General features: G+C 61.6%; 22 protein-coding genes. 9 read left to right on the forward strand and 13 right to left on the reverse strand.

Annotated features, from left to right (window positions below):
* Positions 1 to 54: 54 nt before the first annotated feature.
* The 3 genes from IVA81_RS05240 to IVA81_RS05250 all read left to right on the forward strand — a co-directional run bounded on the left by IVA81_RS05240 (position 55) and on the right by IVA81_RS05250 (position 3249).
* A complete protein-coding gene (locus tag IVA81_RS05240) occupies positions 55 to 1239 on the forward strand; it encodes a serine hydrolase domain-containing protein (protein WP_247313230.1) in 1185 nt (394 codons plus the stop codon).
* Positions 1240 to 1263: 24 nt separating this feature from the next.
* Entirely contained in the window at positions 1264 to 1929 is a 666-nt protein-coding gene (locus IVA81_RS05245) for a DUF429 domain-containing protein (RefSeq protein ID WP_247313231.1), read from the forward strand.
* Positions 1930 to 2544: 615 nt separating this feature from the next.
* Positions 2545 to 3249 (forward strand): glutathione S-transferase N-terminal domain-containing protein, encoded by a 705-nt coding sequence (locus IVA81_RS05250; RefSeq protein ID WP_247313236.1) that lies wholly within the window; start codon positions 2545 to 2547, stop codon positions 3247 to 3249.
* 2 nt (positions 3250 to 3251) lie between these two features.
* On the opposite strand, the gene IVA81_RS05255 is transcribed toward IVA81_RS05250, so the two are convergent.
* The 3 genes from IVA81_RS05255 to IVA81_RS05265 form a co-directional block, all read right to left on the reverse strand.
* Complete coding sequence (locus IVA81_RS05255) at positions 3252 to 4034, reverse strand: sulfite exporter TauE/SafE family protein (RefSeq protein WP_247313237.1); 783 nt, start codon at positions 4032 to 4034, stop codon at positions 3252 to 3254.
* Between the two features lie 3 nt (positions 4035 to 4037).
* Positions 4038 to 4670, reverse strand: a complete 633-nt coding sequence (locus tag IVA81_RS05260; RefSeq protein ID WP_247313242.1) for a TetR/AcrR family transcriptional regulator — start codon at positions 4668 to 4670, stop codon at positions 4038 to 4040.
* A 212-nt stretch (positions 4671 to 4882) separates the two neighbouring features.
* Positions 4883 to 5254: a tRNA-binding protein gene (locus tag IVA81_RS05265; protein WP_247313245.1), complete on the reverse strand. Its 372-nt coding sequence runs from the start codon at positions 5252 to 5254 to the stop codon at positions 4883 to 4885.
* A gap of 104 nt (positions 5255 to 5358) precedes the next feature.
* On the opposite strand from IVA81_RS05265, the gene IVA81_RS05270 reads away from it, so the two are divergent.
* A complete protein-coding gene (locus tag IVA81_RS05270) occupies positions 5359 to 5718 on the forward strand; it encodes an ArsC family reductase (protein ID WP_247313248.1) in 360 nt (119 codons plus the stop codon).
* A gap of 140 nt (positions 5719 to 5858) precedes the next feature.
* Here IVA81_RS05270 and IVA81_RS05275 read toward each other — a convergent pair whose 3' ends face one another.
* Positions 5859 to 6500: a hypothetical protein gene (locus tag IVA81_RS05275; RefSeq protein ID WP_247313251.1), complete on the reverse strand. Its 642-nt coding sequence runs from the start codon at positions 6498 to 6500 to the stop codon at positions 5859 to 5861.
* Between the two features lie 358 nt (positions 6501 to 6858).
* On the opposite strand from IVA81_RS05275, the gene IVA81_RS05280 reads away from it, so the two are divergent.
* From IVA81_RS05280 to IVA81_RS05300, 5 genes are all read left to right on the forward strand, one after another.
* On the forward strand, positions 6859 to 7614 hold the full coding sequence (locus tag IVA81_RS05280) for an ABC transporter ATP-binding protein (protein ID WP_247313254.1): 756 nt from the start codon (positions 6859 to 6861) through the stop codon (positions 7612 to 7614).
* On the forward strand, positions 7607 to 8353 hold the full coding sequence (locus IVA81_RS05285) for an ABC transporter ATP-binding protein (RefSeq protein WP_247313257.1): 747 nt from the start codon (positions 7607 to 7609) through the stop codon (positions 8351 to 8353). Before IVA81_RS05280 ends, IVA81_RS05285 begins: the two co-directional genes overlap by 8 nt.
* Positions 8354 to 8393: 40 nt before the next feature.
* A complete protein-coding gene (locus IVA81_RS05290; protein WP_247313260.1) occupies positions 8394 to 9611 on the forward strand; it encodes an ABC transporter substrate-binding protein in 1218 nt (405 codons plus the stop codon).
* Between the two features lie 67 nt (positions 9612 to 9678).
* Positions 9679 to 10542, forward strand: a complete 864-nt coding sequence (locus IVA81_RS05295; RefSeq protein ID WP_246920001.1) for a branched-chain amino acid ABC transporter permease — start codon at positions 9679 to 9681, stop codon at positions 10540 to 10542.
* Position 10543: 1 nt separating this feature from the next.
* A complete protein-coding gene (locus tag IVA81_RS05300) occupies positions 10544 to 11512 on the forward strand; it encodes a branched-chain amino acid ABC transporter permease (protein ID WP_247313262.1) in 969 nt (322 codons plus the stop codon).
* Positions 11513 to 11716: 204 nt separating this feature from the next.
* Here the strand turns inward: IVA81_RS05300 and IVA81_RS05305 are convergent, their stop codons facing one another.
* From IVA81_RS05305 to IVA81_RS05345, 9 genes are all read right to left on the reverse strand, one after another.
* Complete coding sequence (locus IVA81_RS05305; RefSeq protein WP_247313265.1) at positions 11717 to 12757, reverse strand: site-specific integrase; 1041 nt, start codon at positions 12755 to 12757, stop codon at positions 11717 to 11719.
* 377 nt (positions 12758 to 13134) lie between these two features.
* Positions 13135 to 13392: a hypothetical protein gene (locus IVA81_RS05310; protein ID WP_247313268.1), complete on the reverse strand. Its 258-nt coding sequence runs from the start codon at positions 13390 to 13392 to the stop codon at positions 13135 to 13137.
* Entirely contained in the window at positions 13385 to 14341 is a 957-nt protein-coding gene (locus tag IVA81_RS05315; protein WP_247313270.1) for a hypothetical protein, read from the reverse strand. The genes IVA81_RS05310 and IVA81_RS05315 overlap by 8 nt, the downstream gene beginning before the upstream one ends.
* Positions 14338 to 14508: a hypothetical protein gene (locus IVA81_RS05320; RefSeq protein WP_247313273.1), complete on the reverse strand. Its 171-nt coding sequence runs from the start codon at positions 14506 to 14508 to the stop codon at positions 14338 to 14340. Before IVA81_RS05320 ends, IVA81_RS05315 begins: the two co-directional genes overlap by 4 nt.
* Positions 14505 to 14669, reverse strand: coding sequence for a hypothetical protein (locus tag IVA81_RS05325; RefSeq protein WP_247313276.1), 165 nt, complete (start codon positions 14667 to 14669; stop codon positions 14505 to 14507). Before IVA81_RS05325 ends, IVA81_RS05320 begins: the two co-directional genes overlap by 4 nt.
* On the reverse strand, positions 14666 to 14878 hold the full coding sequence (locus IVA81_RS05330; RefSeq protein WP_247313279.1) for a hypothetical protein: 213 nt from the start codon (positions 14876 to 14878) through the stop codon (positions 14666 to 14668). The genes IVA81_RS05325 and IVA81_RS05330 overlap by 4 nt, the downstream gene beginning before the upstream one ends.
* A 7-nt stretch (positions 14879 to 14885) precedes the next feature.
* Positions 14886 to 15023, reverse strand: a complete 138-nt coding sequence (locus IVA81_RS05335; protein WP_247313281.1) for a hypothetical protein — start codon at positions 15021 to 15023, stop codon at positions 14886 to 14888.
* A 266-nt stretch (positions 15024 to 15289) separates the two neighbouring features.
* Entirely contained in the window at positions 15290 to 15616 is a 327-nt protein-coding gene (locus IVA81_RS05340) for a hypothetical protein (RefSeq protein WP_247313284.1), read from the reverse strand.
* Positions 15616 to 15855, reverse strand: coding sequence for a hypothetical protein (locus IVA81_RS05345; RefSeq protein ID WP_247313287.1), 240 nt, complete (start codon positions 15853 to 15855; stop codon positions 15616 to 15618). The genes IVA81_RS05340 and IVA81_RS05345 overlap by 1 nt, the downstream gene beginning before the upstream one ends.
* Positions 15856 to 16223: the final 368 nt, after the last annotated feature.

The raw sequence follows: 16223 nt of genomic DNA on the forward strand, positions 1-16223 counted from the left end.
TCATGTCCGGCGAATTCGCGCTATATCATTCCTAACCAATTTGGGGGGAGGCACATGGACGCCAGGACACCAGAATTTTCCGCCGCACGGACGGCAATGCAGCGCTACGTCGATCAGGAGATCATTCCGGGCGCTTCCTGGGCCGTGCTGCGCGGGCGCGAGGTGGTCGACCAGCAATGCGTCGGCTTTGCCGACCGCGAGGCGAACACTGCGCTGCGCCCCGACCATATCTTCCGCGCGTTCTCCAACACCAAGATCTTCGTCACCTGTGCGATCATGCTGGTGGTCGAGGAAGGCCGTATCGGGCTCGATGACGCCGTCGAGACATTCCTGCCGCAGCTCGGCAATCGCAAGGTGCTGAAGCAGGGCGCTTCGAGCCTTGCCGATGTCGAGCCGGCCAAGGGCTCGATCACGATCCGCCAGCTTCTGACCCACACCTCCGGTCTCAGCTACGGCATCTTCGATCCTGGCACGGTGCTGTTCAAAGGCTATAACGAAGCGCGCGTGCTCAATCCGCTGACGCCGCTCACCGACCTGATCGACAGGCTCGCCGATCTGCCGCTGTCCTATCACCCGGGCACGTCCTGGGAATATTCGGTGGCAACCGACGTGCTCGGCCGCGTCGTGGAGGTCGTCTCGGGCAAGTCTCTCGATGCCTTCCTGAAAGCGCGCATCTTCGATCCGCTCGGTATGACGGACACCGGCTTCCACGTTCCGGACGCGCAGCACGGCAGGCTGGTTGCGCTCTACAATGGCGCTGATGTGCTCGACCCGATGAAGCCGGGCCTCACGCGCGCGGACAATCTTCCTTTTCCGCAAGCCTATCGGCGGCCGTTCCCGCGGCTCTCGGGCGGCGGCGGTCTGGTCTCGACCCTGCCGGACATGCTCGCGCTGGTGCGGGCAATGTTGCCGGCGTCGGATGCGCTGCTGAAGCCGGAGACGCTGCGGCTGATGATGACGAACCAGCTGCCCGCAGGGCAGACCATCCGCTTCGCCAATCTCGGGCCGATCCCCGGCAAGGGTTTTGGCCTCGGCGGGGCCGTCACCTTCGCGCCCGCGCCGTTCGATCCCCCGACTTCGACCGGTGAATTCCAGTGGGGCGGTCTTGCCGGAACCCATTGGTGGATCTGCCCCGAGGCCAATACCGCCGGCGTGCTGATGACCCAGCGCTACATGGGCTTCTGGAATCCCTTCTTCTTCGAGTTCAAGCGCCTGGCTTATCAGGCCGTCGGGGGTTGACCCGCGAATCCTGTTCGTCGCGACGTGCCTAACTATCTCGGCCTCGACGGATTTCGCTTCGGCTGGGTCGCAGCCTGGATCGACGAGCGCGGCGATCACGGCTTCGACTATTCGCCGGGCCTGAAGCGCCTGCTCGCGATGCCGCATGCGCGCGCGATGATCGACATGCCGATCGGATTGAACCCGAGCGGCTATCGCCTTTGCGATCTGCGTGCGCGCGAATTGATCGGCCCCGCCGTATTTCTCGGTGCGCGCCGTGAGCTCTGGACGTTCCCGGACATGGCGGCCGCCAATCGCTACTATTGGAAGCACGAAGGCAAGGGCAGGGGCGTATCGGCGCAGCTCTGGAACATCAGAGACAAGCTTAGGGAGGTCGACGATGCCATGACGCCGACGCGGCAAGCGACGATCGGCGAAGCGCATCCGGAATTGATCTTCTGGAATCTCGCCGGCCGGATGCGGCTTGAACCGAAGTCGTCGCCGCGCGGTCGAACGCAGCGTCTTGAGCTGCTGAGAGACCGAGGCTTCACCAAGGTCGAACGTTGGCTGACGCTTCGCCACGGCACAGGCATCGGCCGCGACGATCTCATCGATGCCTGCGCCTGCGCGGTCGCAGCGCGCGACAGCACGCAGCGCGTCGGCGGTGACGAGATCGATTCGCGAGGGCTGAGAATGGAGATCAACTACTGAAGCCTGTTATCCCTCGCAATCGCTTCCGTCTCCCGTATGGCCGCGACAACGATGGCAGACCCCATCGTCGTCCAGACTTGCCGCTCTCTCCTCGTACGCCTCGGCCATCGACTGCAAGCGTCGTGCGGCTTCACCATGCGCGAGATCTTCGGCGACGCGGCGACACCGTTCAGCGTGGTCGAGCAGGGCGCGCTTCTCAATGTTCATCCAGCGACAACGCTCGGAACGACCGATGGTCCCTGAGCGAGCTGACGGAACAGTGTGATGGCTTTGTCGTGTGAGCCGGGAAAAAGTAGCAATATTTTTGCGAGCTCGGAACATGGCGTTTGAGCTGACGTTTATGCAACGGATGCTGAGGGACAAACACTATGTACGACGTTTGCCAATGGGCGACCGCGATGCTCGCAGTCGCCTTTACGGCCCTGCTATTGATCTCGGGCCAACGGTTCATCGAGTATCGGCTGCAGCATGAGGCAATGACCCCGATTGTGGTGATGGCGACACTTCCTCCGTAGGCGCGGCATTGCCGACGGATCGTGAGGACGGATCGTGACTTGCGCCATTTCGCGCGTCGCCTAGATTAGGTGCGCCTCAGTTCATGCACCAAAGGTCCCGATGTCCGATCTCTCCACCTTTCCCATCACCAAGCGCTGGCCGGCCAAGCATCCGGAGTTGCTGCAGCTCTATTCGCTGCCGACGCCGAACGGCGTCAAGGTCTCGATCATGCTGGAGGAGATCGGACTGCCCTACGAGGTCCATCTCGTCGATTTCGGCAAGGACGACCAGAAGACAGCGGAGTTCCTCTCGCTCAATCCGAACGGCAAGATCCCGGCGATCCTCGATCCCAACGGCCCCGGTGGCAGGCCGCTGCCGCTGTTCGAGTCCGGAGCGATCCTGCAATACCTCGCTGAGAAGACCGGTGAGCTCCTGCCGGAGGAAGCCGCGCGCCGCTACCAGACGCTTCAGTGGCTGCACTTCCAGATGGGCGGCGTCGGGCCGATGTTCGGCCAAGTCGGCTTCTTCCACAAATTCGCCGGCAAGGATTTTGAGGACAAGCGGCCCCGTGATCGCTACGTCGCCGAAGCCAAGCGCCTGCTCGGCGTGATGGAGACGCATCTGGCCGGTCGGCAATGGTTCATGGATGACGACTACACCATTGCCGACATCTCCATGCTCGGCTGGGTGCGCAATCTTATCGGCTTCTACGGCGCCGGTGATCTCGTCGAATTCACCCAGTTCAAATCGGTCGGTGCCTGGCTCGAACGCGGGCTTGCGCGTCCGGCGGTGCAGCGCGGGCTGAACATTCCGCCGCGGCCGTAAGATCAGGTCAGCGCCTTGTGGGTCATGTAGAGCGCCATCAGCGAGATGAAGGCGATCATGACCCGGCGCAGCACAGACTTGCTGACGCCATTGGCCACGCGCGCGCCGAGATCGGTGCCAATCCAGAGACCGGCAAGAATGCCGATGATCGCCGGCCAGCCGACCATCAGGCCCTTGCTCCAGTAGATCCAGGCCGCTGGAAGGTTGGTTGGGATGATCGAGAAGACGAGGCTGACGAGCTGTGCCTGATGCTGCGGCACGCGCAGGCCCGCAGCAAGGCCGACCGTGATCGCCAGGCCCCCGCCGATGCCCATGAAGCCGGAGGAAAATCCGGCAAGCAGGCCGATGAGGAGCAGGGGTAGCCAGGGCAGTTGGTCCTGGTCGCCGGCCTCGTGGATGCCGTCCTTGCGATCGCGGCGCAGGATCAGCAGGGCGATCAGCCCGACGAGATAGGCGACATAAGTCCATTGCAAAACTTGATCGGAAACCGCTGCCGCGGCGTAACCGCCGCCGGCACCGCCGACGAGAAAGCCGATGCCGATCCAGACGATCCACGGCAAGGGGCTGCGATTGCCGCTCTGCCAGTAGCGGCGCGCGCCCGCGAGGCCCGTCGGCGGGAGCTGGGTGATCAGCGACGTTCCCTGCGCGACGTGCTGCTCCGCGCCGAGCAGCAGCACGCCAAAGATCACGAGCCCGCCACCCGGGCTCGTTCCCATGAAGCCCGATGTCAATCCGCTGACCAGGCCGACGCCGGCGCCAGCAAGGAGGTCGTGGATCCCAGACATCGCCTACGTCCTGGTTCGCCGCTTGGTATCGGGTCTGGTCGTGCGGAAGCCGTCGATCACACCAGCCACGGCCGTCATGCAGGCCTCGACGTCGAATTCATCGCCCCAGCATTTTTGCAGCACAAAACCCTGGAAGATCGCGATCAGCACGCGCGCGATCGCTTCCGCACCGAGGTCGCGCCTGACGAGGCCGTCGTGCTGGGCGCGCTCGACCAGCGCGACGATCAGAGCGCGCGGCATGTCGATGCCTTCGACGACGCTGGTGCGGACGCGGCGGTTGCGCAGGGCTTCGGCCCAGCCATGGATGCCGACACGGCGGCGGGCTTCGCCGGCGGGGTCGGTCAGCCATTGCGCGTAGACGCGGATCAGGGCGTGAAGTCCTTCGATCGGATCGCCGGATCCTTGCGCGACCGAATTGAGCACGGCTTCGCGGCGATGCCGGTCGTCGGCGAGCGCCTCGATCAGGTCGTCCTTGCTTTGGAAGTAGAGATAGACCGCGCCATGGCTCAGTCCGGACCGCTTCACGATGTCGGCCATGCCGGTCTGGTGAAAACCGTCTTCGGAGAAGCAGGCGAGGGCCGCTTCGAGGATCTGCTGCCGCCGGCCTTCGCGTTGCTTATCGCTGATCTTGGGCATTGGCCGTTCCTAAATAACTGACAGGATGATCGTTTTGCCGTTGGCGACGCCCGAGGCCGAGGAAAGGCGATCAAAATAAAAAACGATCAGTCAGTCATTTTTATTGCCGCAGACGAGTTTGGTCAAGTCCGGACCGGCCGGGACTGGGAAAGAGGAGGATGAGGCCTCGCGAATGCCCGACCGAGGCGCCGCTGTGGCCCTCGATCGCGCGGCTAGAACAGCCGTCCGCCGTTCGGCACCGGCTTGCTCGGCTGCACCAGCACGACCTTGCCGTCGGCATCGGGGAAACCGAGCGTCAGCACCTCCGAGATAACAGGTCCGATCTGGCGCGGCGGGAAGTTGACGACGGCCGCGACCTGTTGCCCCATCAATTTCTCGAGCGGATGATTTTCCGTGATCTGGGCCGAGCTCTTGCGCACACCGATTGCGGGTCCGAAGTCGATCCAGAGCCGAAAGGCCGGCTTGCGCGCCTCGGGGAACGGCTTGGCATCGACGATGGTCCCGACGCGGATATCGACCGCGAGGAAGCTGTTGAAGTCGATGGTGGGCGTGGCGGCGGCTGCGGGATCATGAGTGACGTGCATGGGATGTCCGTTCGGCGAGTTGGCGTCGTTCGCAATATTGTCGCGCGAACCGGAGTTTCGTACAACGCCACGCACATCACGATATGCCATGCGCGAGGAACGTCTTGCCCAACATCATCTACGGCATCAAGAACTGCGACACCATGAAGAAGGCGCGTGCCTGGCTCGACACCAATGGCGTGCCTTACGCATTTCATGACTACAAGGCGGCGGGCGTGGAAAAGGACAAGCTCAAGCAGTGGAGCGACAAGGTCGGTTGGGAGACGCTGCTCAATCGCGCCGGGACGACGTTCAAGAAGCTCCCCGATTCCGACAAGGAAGGCTTGAGCGAGAAGAAGGCGCTGGCGCTGATGCTAGCGCAACCATCGATGATCAAGCGGCCGGTGCTGGAAATCGGTGGCAAGCTGCTGGTCGGCTTCAAGCCGGATATTTATGCCAAGGAAGTCGGCGCCAAATCGCGCTGAGGCCAAAGCGCGATGAGATTGTCATCGCGCTTTGGCTTGTTGTTTGAGCATGATCTCCGCGCAAACGCGTTCCGCGTGTGTCGCGAGGGAAAACCGCGGCGCACTTTGCGCGAGCGCGGCCCGCCGGGTCCGGATCATGCTTAGTTCAGCTCGATGATCTCGGTGGTGATGCCGGGCTGGTCCGCGAACTCGACCAATTCGGCCGTCGCGATGCGGCCAGGCGCGCGATGGAAGAGCTCGCGGTCGATCACGGCGCGCAGCTTCGGACGCGGCAGCGCGTCATTTCCGCGCATCAGGTTCTTGATCTCGAAGCCGCCGTCCTCGCAGAAGGTCTTGACCGAGGCGATGACGTGACAGACCGTGCCGTCGGTCTGGAAAGGCAGCAGCAGCCGTTCATAAGCGACGATGCGCCCGTAGATGTCGTCGACATCGGCAACGCTGTAGACGGGCAGCCCACGCGCCACGCATTCGTGATAAATCGGCACCACGAACGGTGCGAGTCGCGGCCCGAGATAATCGTCGAGCAGAACACCCTTGCCGGTATGTCCATAGGCGCGCGAGATGCGCGTGTTTTCGCTCTGGATGGTGAGGCGCGGCGCCGGCGTCGCAGCGTCCACCGTGTAATAGATGAGATCGGACAGCTCTTCCTCGAGCCGCGCAGGCTGATACTCCCAGACCGCCGGCGCGATCTGCTGACGCGCGTAAAGTCGCAGCCACGTGTTCAGGAGATCACGTTGCCTGATCGACTTGACGACGGAAGGAGCGGCGCTTGCGAAATCCAAGACAATATTCCCGGAACGTCAAAACCCGCGCATGATCCAGCTTGCGGGAAAATTTTCTATGAAGACTGGCGCGCCCGACGAAAGACCGTTAACGACGGCTTGATGACCGGTGCTTTCGCGAACCGGGAGGCCGGGGCAGGCACGACATCAAAACGTCTCCGACTAAGGGAGCATTTGTATCCCAGCCGGAGGCCTGATCTGCTCAGCTTTCCGCCTTGCCTAACCCCCGTCACCTCCGGCATATTCCGCGCTCGGAGGCGGCGTTCCGGATGGGCTCTAAGGATAGGCTCCAAGGCCTCCCGGAAAGCCGAAGCAACAAGGATAGCCACGCGCGCCGCGCGGGCAGGGGGAAATCTGTTTGGCCGATGAGTTTATTCTCGAAACGGAAGGCTTGACCAAGGAGTTCGCGGGCTTCTTCGCCGTCCGCGACGTTGCGCTCAAGGTTCGCCGTGGCAGCATTCATGCGTTAATCGGCCCGAACGGGGCCGGCAAAACGACCTGCTTCAATCTTCTGACCAAGTTCCTCAAGCCGTCTGCCGGAAAAATCCTTTACAAGGGGCAGGACATCACCTCGATGGCGCCGGCCGACGTGGCGCGCCTGGGGCTTGTTCGTTCGTTCCAGATTTCTGCGGTGTTTCCGCATCTCACCGCGCTGGAGAACGTCCGTGTCGCGCTTCAGCGCCAGCACGGCTCTTCGTTCGATTTCTGGCGCTCCAAGTCGGTGCTCAACCGCTTCAACGATCGCGCGCGCGAATTGTTGAACGATGTCGGCCTCAACGAGTTTGCCAACACGCCTGCGGTCGAGATGCCCTATGGGCGCAAGCGTGCACTGGAGATCGCAACCACGCTAGCGCTCGACCCGGAGATGATGCTGCTGGACGAACCGATGGCCGGCATGGGCCACGAGGACATCGACAAGATCGCGGCGCTGATCAAGCGTATCTCCGCGAAATATACCATCCTGATGGTCGAGCATAATCTGAGCGTCGTGGCCAACCTCTCCGACATCATCACCGTGCTGACGCGCGGGCAGGTGCTCGCGCAAGGCCATTACAGCGAGCTCACCAAGGACGAGCGCGTCAAGGAAGCCTATCTGGGAGCCGGTCATGCCTGACACTGCGATTGCCGAGGCTCCGGCCAAGGCTGCGACCGGGGGAAACATCCTTCAGGTCCGCAACTTAGAGGCCTGGTACGGCGAGTCTCACATCCTGCACGGGATCAATTTCGACGTGAACGCGGGCGAGGTCGTCACCCTGCTCGGGCGCAACGGCGCCGGCAAGACGACCACGCTGAAGTCGATCATGGGCATCATCGGCAAGCGTACCGGCTCGGTGAAGTTCAACAACCAGGACATCATCCGCTCGACCTCCGACAAGATCGCGCGCATGGGTATCGCGTTCTGCCCGGAAGAGCGGGGGATATTCTCCAGCCTCGACGTGCGGGAGAATCTGATGCTGCCGCCGGTGGTCCGCGAAGGCGGGCTGCCGCTCGATCAGATCTTCGATCTGTTCCCGAACCTGAAGGAGCGGCTCAACAGCCAGGGCACCAAGCTGTCGGGCGGCGAGCAGCAGATGCTGGCGATCGCGCGCATCCTGCGCACCGGTGCGAGCTTCCTGATGCTGGACGAGCCGACCGAGGGCCTTGCGCCCGTCATCATTCAGCAGATCGGCCACACCATCGCGCGGCTCAAGAAGGAGGGTTTCACCATCCTCCTGGTCGAGCAGAACTTCCGGTTCGCATCGACCGTGGCCGACCGCTATTACATCGTCGAGCACGGTAAGGTGATCGACGGTTTTGCGAATTCGGAACTGTCCGCGAACATGGACAAGTTGCATACCTATCTCGGCGTCTGACGCCTCGACGCATTCAATAGTGGATTTCCCGGAGGGAATTATGAAACAGCGTTTTTCTGCACTTCTTCTCGGCGTGGCGTTGGGATTCGTCGCGAGCGGCGCGTCGGCACAGGACAAGACCGTCAAGATCGGCGTGCTGACCGATAATTCCGGTCTTTATTCCGACCTCGGTGGTGCGGGCTCCACGCTGGCCGCTCAGATGGCGATCGAGGATTCCGGGCTTGCCGCCAAGGGCTGGAAGATAGACTTGATCTCCGCCGACCATCAGAACAAGCCCGATATCGCCACCACCATCGCGCGCCAATGGATCGACGTCGAAAAGGTCGACATCTTCATGGACGTGCTGAACTCCGGTGTCGCACTCGCGGTCAACAATGTCGTCAAGGAGAAGAATTCGATCCTGATCGACACGGGTGCGGCGACCTCGGATCTGACGAACGCCCAATGTTCGCCGAACACCGTCCATTGGGTCTATGACACCTACATGCTGGCCAACAGCACCGGTCAGGCGCTGGTGAAGGCCGGCGGCGATACCTGGTACTTCCTCACGGCCGACTATGCGTTCGGCGCGGCGCTGGAGCGCGACACCACGGCTGTGGTGCAAAAGGCGGGCGGCAAGGTGCTCGGCAGCGTCAAGCACCCGCTCAATTCCTCGGACTTCTCCTCGTTCCTTTTGCAGGCGCAGGCATCGAAGGCGAAGATCGTCGGACTTGCGAATGCCGGCGGCGATACCACCAATTCGATCAAGCAGGCCGCCGAGTTCGGCATCGTTGCAGGCGGGCAGAAGCTTGCCGGACTGCTCTTGTTCATCACCGACGTTCATTCGCTCGGCCTCAACGTGGCTCAAGGGCTCAATTTCACCGAGACCTTCTATTGGGATCTCAACGACGGAACGCGCGCCTTCGCCAAGCGCTTTTCCGAGCGCATGAAGAACAAGGCGATGCCTTCGATGGTGCAGGCCGGTGTCTATTCGGGACTGATCCATTACTTCAAGGCGCTGGAGGCGATGGGCGGCAATCCGCATGACGGCGCCAAGGCGGTCGAGAAGATGAAGTCGATGCCGACCGACGATCCGCTGTTCGGTCAGGGCAGTATCCGGGTCGATGGCCGCAAGATTCACCCGGCCTACCTGTTCGAGGTCAAGAAGCCCTCGGAGTCGAAGGGGCCGTGGGACTACTACAAGCTGGTGGGCACCGTCCCCGCGGACCAGGCGTTCCGGCCGCTCTCCGAGAGCGCCTGTCCGCTGGTGAAGAAGTAACTCTCGTGGCCCGCCGCGCGGTCGTGCCGCCGGCGGGCTTTCATTTTGGTGGCGGAAGCTAATCCCGATGCAGGCTCTCTACGCACAGTTACTGGTGGGACTGATCAACGGCTCGTTCTACGCGCTGCTCAGTCTCGGGCTTGCCGTGATCTTCGGCATGCTCAACATCATCAATTTCGCCCATGGCGCGGTCTACATGATGGGCGCCTTCGTCGCCTATTTCCTCCTCAACCTCGGCGGCATCAACTACTGGTGGGCGCTGTTGCTGGCGCCCATCATCGTCGGCATCTTCGGCATGATCCTGGAACGGACCATGCTGCAATGGCTGACCGGGCTCGATCACCTCTACGGCCTGCTCCTGACCTTCGGCATCGCGCTGATCGTGCAGGGCGTGTTCCAGAACTATTTCGGCTCCTCCGGCCTGCCTTACGCCATTCCGGACCAGCTCAAGGGCGGCATGAATCTCGGCTTCATGTTCTTACCCGTCTATCGCGGCTGGGTGGTCGTGTTCTCGCTGGTGGTGTGTCTCGCCACCTGGTTCCTGATCGAGAAGACGCAGCTCGGCGCTTACCTGCGCGCCGCCACCGAAAATCCGACGCTGGTGCGCGCCTTCGGCATCAACGTGCCGCGCATGATCACGCTCACTTACGGCCTCGGCGTCGGCCTTGCGGCGCTCGCGGGCGTGCTCTCTGCGCCGATCAACCAGGTGCGGCCGCTGATGGGCGCGGATCTCATCATCGTCGTGTTCGCGGTGGTCGTGATCGGCGGCATGGGATCGATCATGGGCTCCATCATCACCGGCTTCGCGCTCGGCGTGATCGAGGGTCTGACCAAGTATTTCTACCCCGAGGCCTCCAACACCGTCGTGTTCGTGCTGATGGTGCTGGTGCTCTTGGTGAAGCCAACGGGATTGACGGGAAGGGCGGCCTGATATGACAACCCTGACGGACGACACGCTGTCGGTGACCCCTCGCGCGATGCGCGACGAGCTGATCGCGTTCGCGGTGATGGCGCTGCTGCTGGCGTCGGTGCCATTCACGGGAGTCTACCCGTTCTTCGTGATGCAGGCGCTGTGCTTCGCGCTGCTTGCCTGCGCCTTCAATCTGCTGGTCGGCTATGGCGGCCTGTTGTCGTTCGGCCACGCGATGTTTCTGGGCACCGCCGGCTATTGCAGCGCGCATGCGCTGAAAGTGTGGGCGCTGCCGCCCGAACTCGGCATCCTCGTCGGCATCGCCGCGGCTTTCGTGCTCTCGATCATCACCGGCTTTATTTCGATCCGTCGCCAGGGCATCTATTTCTCGATGATCACGCTGGCGCTGTCGCAGCTGCTGTACTTCATCTACCTCCAGGCCCCGTTTACCCACGGTGAGGACGGCATCCAGGGCATCCCGCAGGGACGCATGTTCGGCATCTTCGATCTATCCAAGCCGACGGTGCTCTATTACGTCGTGCTGGTCGGGTTTCTCGCCGGCTTCCTGCTGATCTTCCGCATCATCAACTCGCCGTTCGGCGAGGTGCTGAAGGCAATCCGCGAGAACGAGCCGCGCGCGATCTCGCTCGGCTACCGGACCGACCAGTATAAGTTCCTGGCCTTCGTGCTGTCAGGCACGCTGGCCGGTTTTGCCGGTGCGCTGAAGGTGTTCGTGGCGCAGAACGCCTCGCTCACCGATGTGCATTGGTCGATGTCGGGCGAGGTCGTGCTGATGACGCTGGTCGGCGGCCTCGGCACCATCTTCGGTCCCGTGGTCGGCGCTTTCGTGATCATCGCCATGCAGCAATATCTGGCGGGTTTCGGCCAGTGGGTGACCGTGATCCAGGGCTCGATCTTCGTGGTCTGCGTGCTCACCTTCCGCCGCGGCGTCATCGGTGAAATCGCGCATTACTTCCGGAGATCACTCTAAGTAGTTGATATCGCACCAATTCCATTGGTGCGATAATCCGGTGGATGATCCGGCTCCGCGGGCGTGAGATGACACGCACGCGGATCGAAAATGGTCTATGACAGTTTCATGACGGCCCCTTGGGCCGGGCCATTTCCAACCGGTAGCCTACCCCCATGATGCGATGGTTTCGTGCTTTCCTGCCCAAGGATCGCGCTAATTCGTCTAAGCCGTTGCAGTGACTTTATTTTCTTCCTTTGCCGGTTGTGACTGCACACTCTGTGCATCATTTTCAGCGTAGTGCGGCAGCTCGGGCCCAGTCAGCAAATCCGTCAATTTCGGGTTCTTGATCGCGTGCCCGTAGGTCTTCAGCACCTGGCCGGCGTCGGCCCAGCCGCCCAGCCACGCGACCGTCACCACATCCACCCCGCGCCGCAGGAGGCCCGTAGCGAAGCCGTGGCGGCAGCAATGCGGCGTCAGGAGCTTGATGCCGGCCTTCTTGCAGGCGGTCTTCCAGGCGTCCTTGAGCGAGCTCAGGCGGCCGTAGATGAACACCCCGCGGCCCTCGACCTTCTTCAGGTTGGCGAGCGCGACGACCAGGGCGGCCGGCAGGTGCGCAACACGCTCCTTGCTCAGCTTGGTCTCCCGGATCAGGACGGTGCGCTTCTCCAAATCGATGTCGCTCCATTGCACTGCGATAGCCTCGCCGGGCCGGGCGCCGGTTAGGTACATGAACAGGACCATGGCGCCGAGATGAGGCTTGGCCGCCGCTCGGAACTTCGTCACCCATTCTAGGGTCGCCGGCTCCTTGACCTTGGCGTCTTCCTCGTAGCGCTCGACCGTCAGCCGGGAGCAGAGCTTCGAGCGGGCCGCGTGGTTGATGACGGCGATCGTAGGCACGATCACCAGCCGATTGAGGCTGGCGTTGCCGACGTTCGGGTAGAGGTCTTTCGCCATCAGTTGAACCGATCCCTCGGTGATGTCCTTGACCAGCGTCGCGCCTAGGTACTTTTCAATCGGCTCTAGAAACGTGGTTGATTTGCCGGCGGCCCGGTAGATCTGCGCCGCGCGGGCGAACGTCAGGATTGCCTCGGGTCCATCGAAATGACCTTTCCAGTGTCCGGACTCGATTTCGGCAACCTGGCGCGCCGCGATGTCTTTGTCCGTGGTGTGAAGCGAGACGTTATAACGACGTCGCTTACCAGTCGGGCCAATTGTTCCGCGGCAATAGTAGATCCCTTTACGCCGATAGAGCTTAAGCGGCATCGTTCCCCCTCGCGAATTGCTGCTTTGACGCGTCCGATGTCGGCGACATCAAAACGTTTATTCCTTCCGATTGGAAGATAGAACGGCAGCCCGGAGCTATCCACCGGGTTCTCGGAAAGCCAATACTGAAACCAACGCTTGGACACACCAAGCTCGGCCGCCGCCTGAGCGAGGGTTAGCATCTTCATGGCTCTTTGACTCCTCCCACATCACCGCGAGCCGCTGCGGCACGTCGGGACGCTATATCAGCGACTGTATCCCAGATGATTGCGCGAAATTCGGCTGGCCATGCCGCAATCGTCCGATCAATGCCGCGAAGACCGTCCTCCGCCAACGAAACAACCTTATCTGCAACTGAAATGGCCTTTAGTGCGTGATCACTCACTGGCGCTCTCCTGGGGGCAGTCGCGAACCGCTGCGCCAGGCACTTCGCCGACTTTCGGGCGCCGAACATACGCCGTGATCCAATAACGCTGCGGATTGACGGTCGGATTGTCGTAGTCGCACATCTCGTCAATGCCGGACCAGTCGGGGTCTTTGTCAGCGGCCGAACGGTGCGACCCCATGGCCGCCCAATAGCCGTCTGCGGTCACGATCATCGGAACGCGGATTTCGATCAGATCGTCATCAGCCATGGTCGGCTCCATTTGAGGGGGTGGTGGCGCACGTCTGCGAAGAAAGTGGTGAACCCATGTTACCGCGCGCTGTTCGAAACCAGAGCACGGCTTCGTCCGGCATGAAGCCGCCTTCATTCGCGAGGATGACCTTGATCTCGTGAACGGAAAGGGCGCTGTTGAGGTATGGCTGGTCGTTGAGGATGGCCCTGAGATTTTCTACTCCATCCGGAGTCGCCGCTCTCGCCGGCGTCTCAGCATGGTCCTCGCCTTGGGGGCAATCCGGAAACTCGCAGTTTTCGTATGGATCAACACACGCGCATCGCGCTGACGGTTTGAGGGCGTTTGCAGCCTTCTCCATCAGTTCTGGAGATTTCACCTCGCCGATGTTGCGCAGATAGGCCGCGCGGCCCCGGAGACGATCAACGAGGCTTCCTCCGTCCTCAGTACGTTGATCGCCATTGTCGGCTGACGGCTCCAGCGGAGCATTCAGGCCCTTGCCGATGCGCTCGTTAAGGTCTCCAAACCAGTCGCGTGAAGAACCCTCGACCGCCCACGGCGTTATAACGGCCGCGCCGCAACCGGCATCGGTGGTGCCGGCAGAACAGCTCTGGGCCGGCAGGTTCTTGCATTCCTCTCGCGTGTGCTTCCCGTGGCAATAGGAGCACTCTGGCTCAACCGGAGCGGCCGGCGGTTGAGCGGCGTGCTCCATTAGCCAATCATAAATGTCGTCGCGATGCTCCAGAGAGCCGCACTCAATGGTTACGGTTCGGTAGGAGTAGGAAATAGTCGTCGCCGACAGGTTCGGCACAGCTTGGGCAAGACCCACGATGTAGGCCGCGATTGCGGCTCTCAGCCCGCCCTCCGTGCCGCCAGTAGCAGCCCAATATGCTTCCATCGCTGCTTCAAAGCGCGTCTCATCGAGGGGGGCGGTAGTGGCAGCGGAGGACGATTGATCCGTGCCGGTCATGTGTTGATGCTCCGGATGCTGAGCGCTAGGCCGACAACGACAAGCGCGATGATCTGGAAGAACGATCGCTCGCTTGCAGCCGCCCAATCTGGATGGTCGCTGATGAGCTGGTAGAGGTAGTTTGAACTGACGATGCCGATTCCGGCGCCAAGGAATGTCGCGATCATGGGGTGCGATCCTGTTGGAGAGCCACCGCGAGTGCGGTCAGCGAAATAGCCGGGCCTTCGTCGTAAAGGCTCAGGAACCACTCCAAGCCTTCCTGCTCGACGTCGCAGCCGGCCGTCTCGAAGTAATCGACGATGCGCCGCTCGATCTCTTGGAAGTTCATGGCTTGAACCCCAGCACGTCGAGATAGGCGCGGGTGAGCGAATCATATTGACCGGCGCGATTGCGGAGCTTCTGGCCGTCGTCCTCGTCCTTCGCGATCATGCGCTCGACGTTGCCGGAGCACTCCTGCTCAAGGCGAATCCGATAGACCTTCTCGGAAAGGTCGCGGACATAGCAGGGGTCAAAGGTGGGTTTGGGCTCGCGGGGCATGGGATACCTATTGCGGAGAGGCAACCACCGGACCCCTCGCAGGCTTGCTGGCCTTGCGCAGGATCTCGGTAAAGACGGAGATGTCGGTCTTGCGCTCGACGGCAGGGCGGAAGCGATAGGCCGCGAACGGATAGTCTGGCCACATGCCATTTTCGTTTGGTGGCCGCACAATCTCTTCAAGCCGCACTGTGATGCCGACGAGGCGATCAAATTCGTATGGCGGTTCACCTACCCAGCGGATGGTGTAAATGGCGCCTAAAGTAAGCACGTCAGACGCTGGTCTTTTTCCGTTCCGATACGGAAACGGTCCAACATCCACACATACGACCTTCTGTCCAATCCGAAACGTCATAGTCTTTCCTCAAAAAATGCGGCGGCAGTTTCCGTGAGGCGATGGGACCGAGTACCTGGTCAGTCCCGTTCCAGCTCGTAATAATCGTCGTAGCCATCGTCTTCGTGGCCGCTGCAAATCTCTTGGTAAATGTCGTCGTCCTCGTGCAGGATCGTCACGAGCCAATCAGGCGCCGGGAAGAAGTTCTCGGCTTTCGCGGTCTTGTGGTCCGCGTCTTTGGTGTTGATCTCGACCTTGACGAACTCAAGCTCTGCCGGTTCGGCAGGGTGGCCGGGATAGTTCATCGAGCCCATGTGAGCCGGGCAGCCGCCGGTCAGGGTGTATTCGGCGAACACAAGAACGGTCTTGCGGCCGACCTCGAATGAGGTTTCGTAGAAGCTGGTCATCACGCCGCCTCCGCTTCCAACTGCTTGGCCTTGACGGCCTCCACCGCGCCATTGATCGCCGCTGCCAGCGCCAACGAAAGCTCTTTGTTGTCAGTGTGGATGCTGATTTCAGACCAACCACCATCAAGCGTATCGTCGCATTGAAACGTGATGATGAGTGGCGCCGATGCCAGGTGTTCGTAAGTCCGCGCGTAGATCGTCTTGACGTTCTGGAGCGAAAAGTTGCTGAATATCGACATCAAATTCTCCTACGTTTTAAGGGGCGGCACGGTGGTGACGTAGCGAGACGCGCTAACCCCTCACCAACCGAGCCAGTGCGACGCGACCAGCATCACGGAGATTGCCGTGCCGCATCCAAAGACCAACCATGCGGACCGCTTGTCATCGCTGATGCTCCCGGTCGTCCGCATCCCGCCGGCGAACAAGATTCCTGCGGTGCAGATGAGCGTGACGCCCTCGATTGTCATTCGGCCTGCAATATTGACCCCCTGAGCCGGGGGATCGGCGTCCAAAATTGACCCCCTACAGATTGGTCTGTTGCGCTGCCTGCTTCGTAACAAAGCAGGTGGTGGGGGATGCTGATTGTGGAGACGATTGCCCGGATCCG

The sequence above is a fragment of the Bradyrhizobium sp. 141 genome (genome assembly GCF_023074055.1).
GTDB lineage: Bacteria > Pseudomonadota > Alphaproteobacteria > Rhizobiales > Xanthobacteraceae > Bradyrhizobium.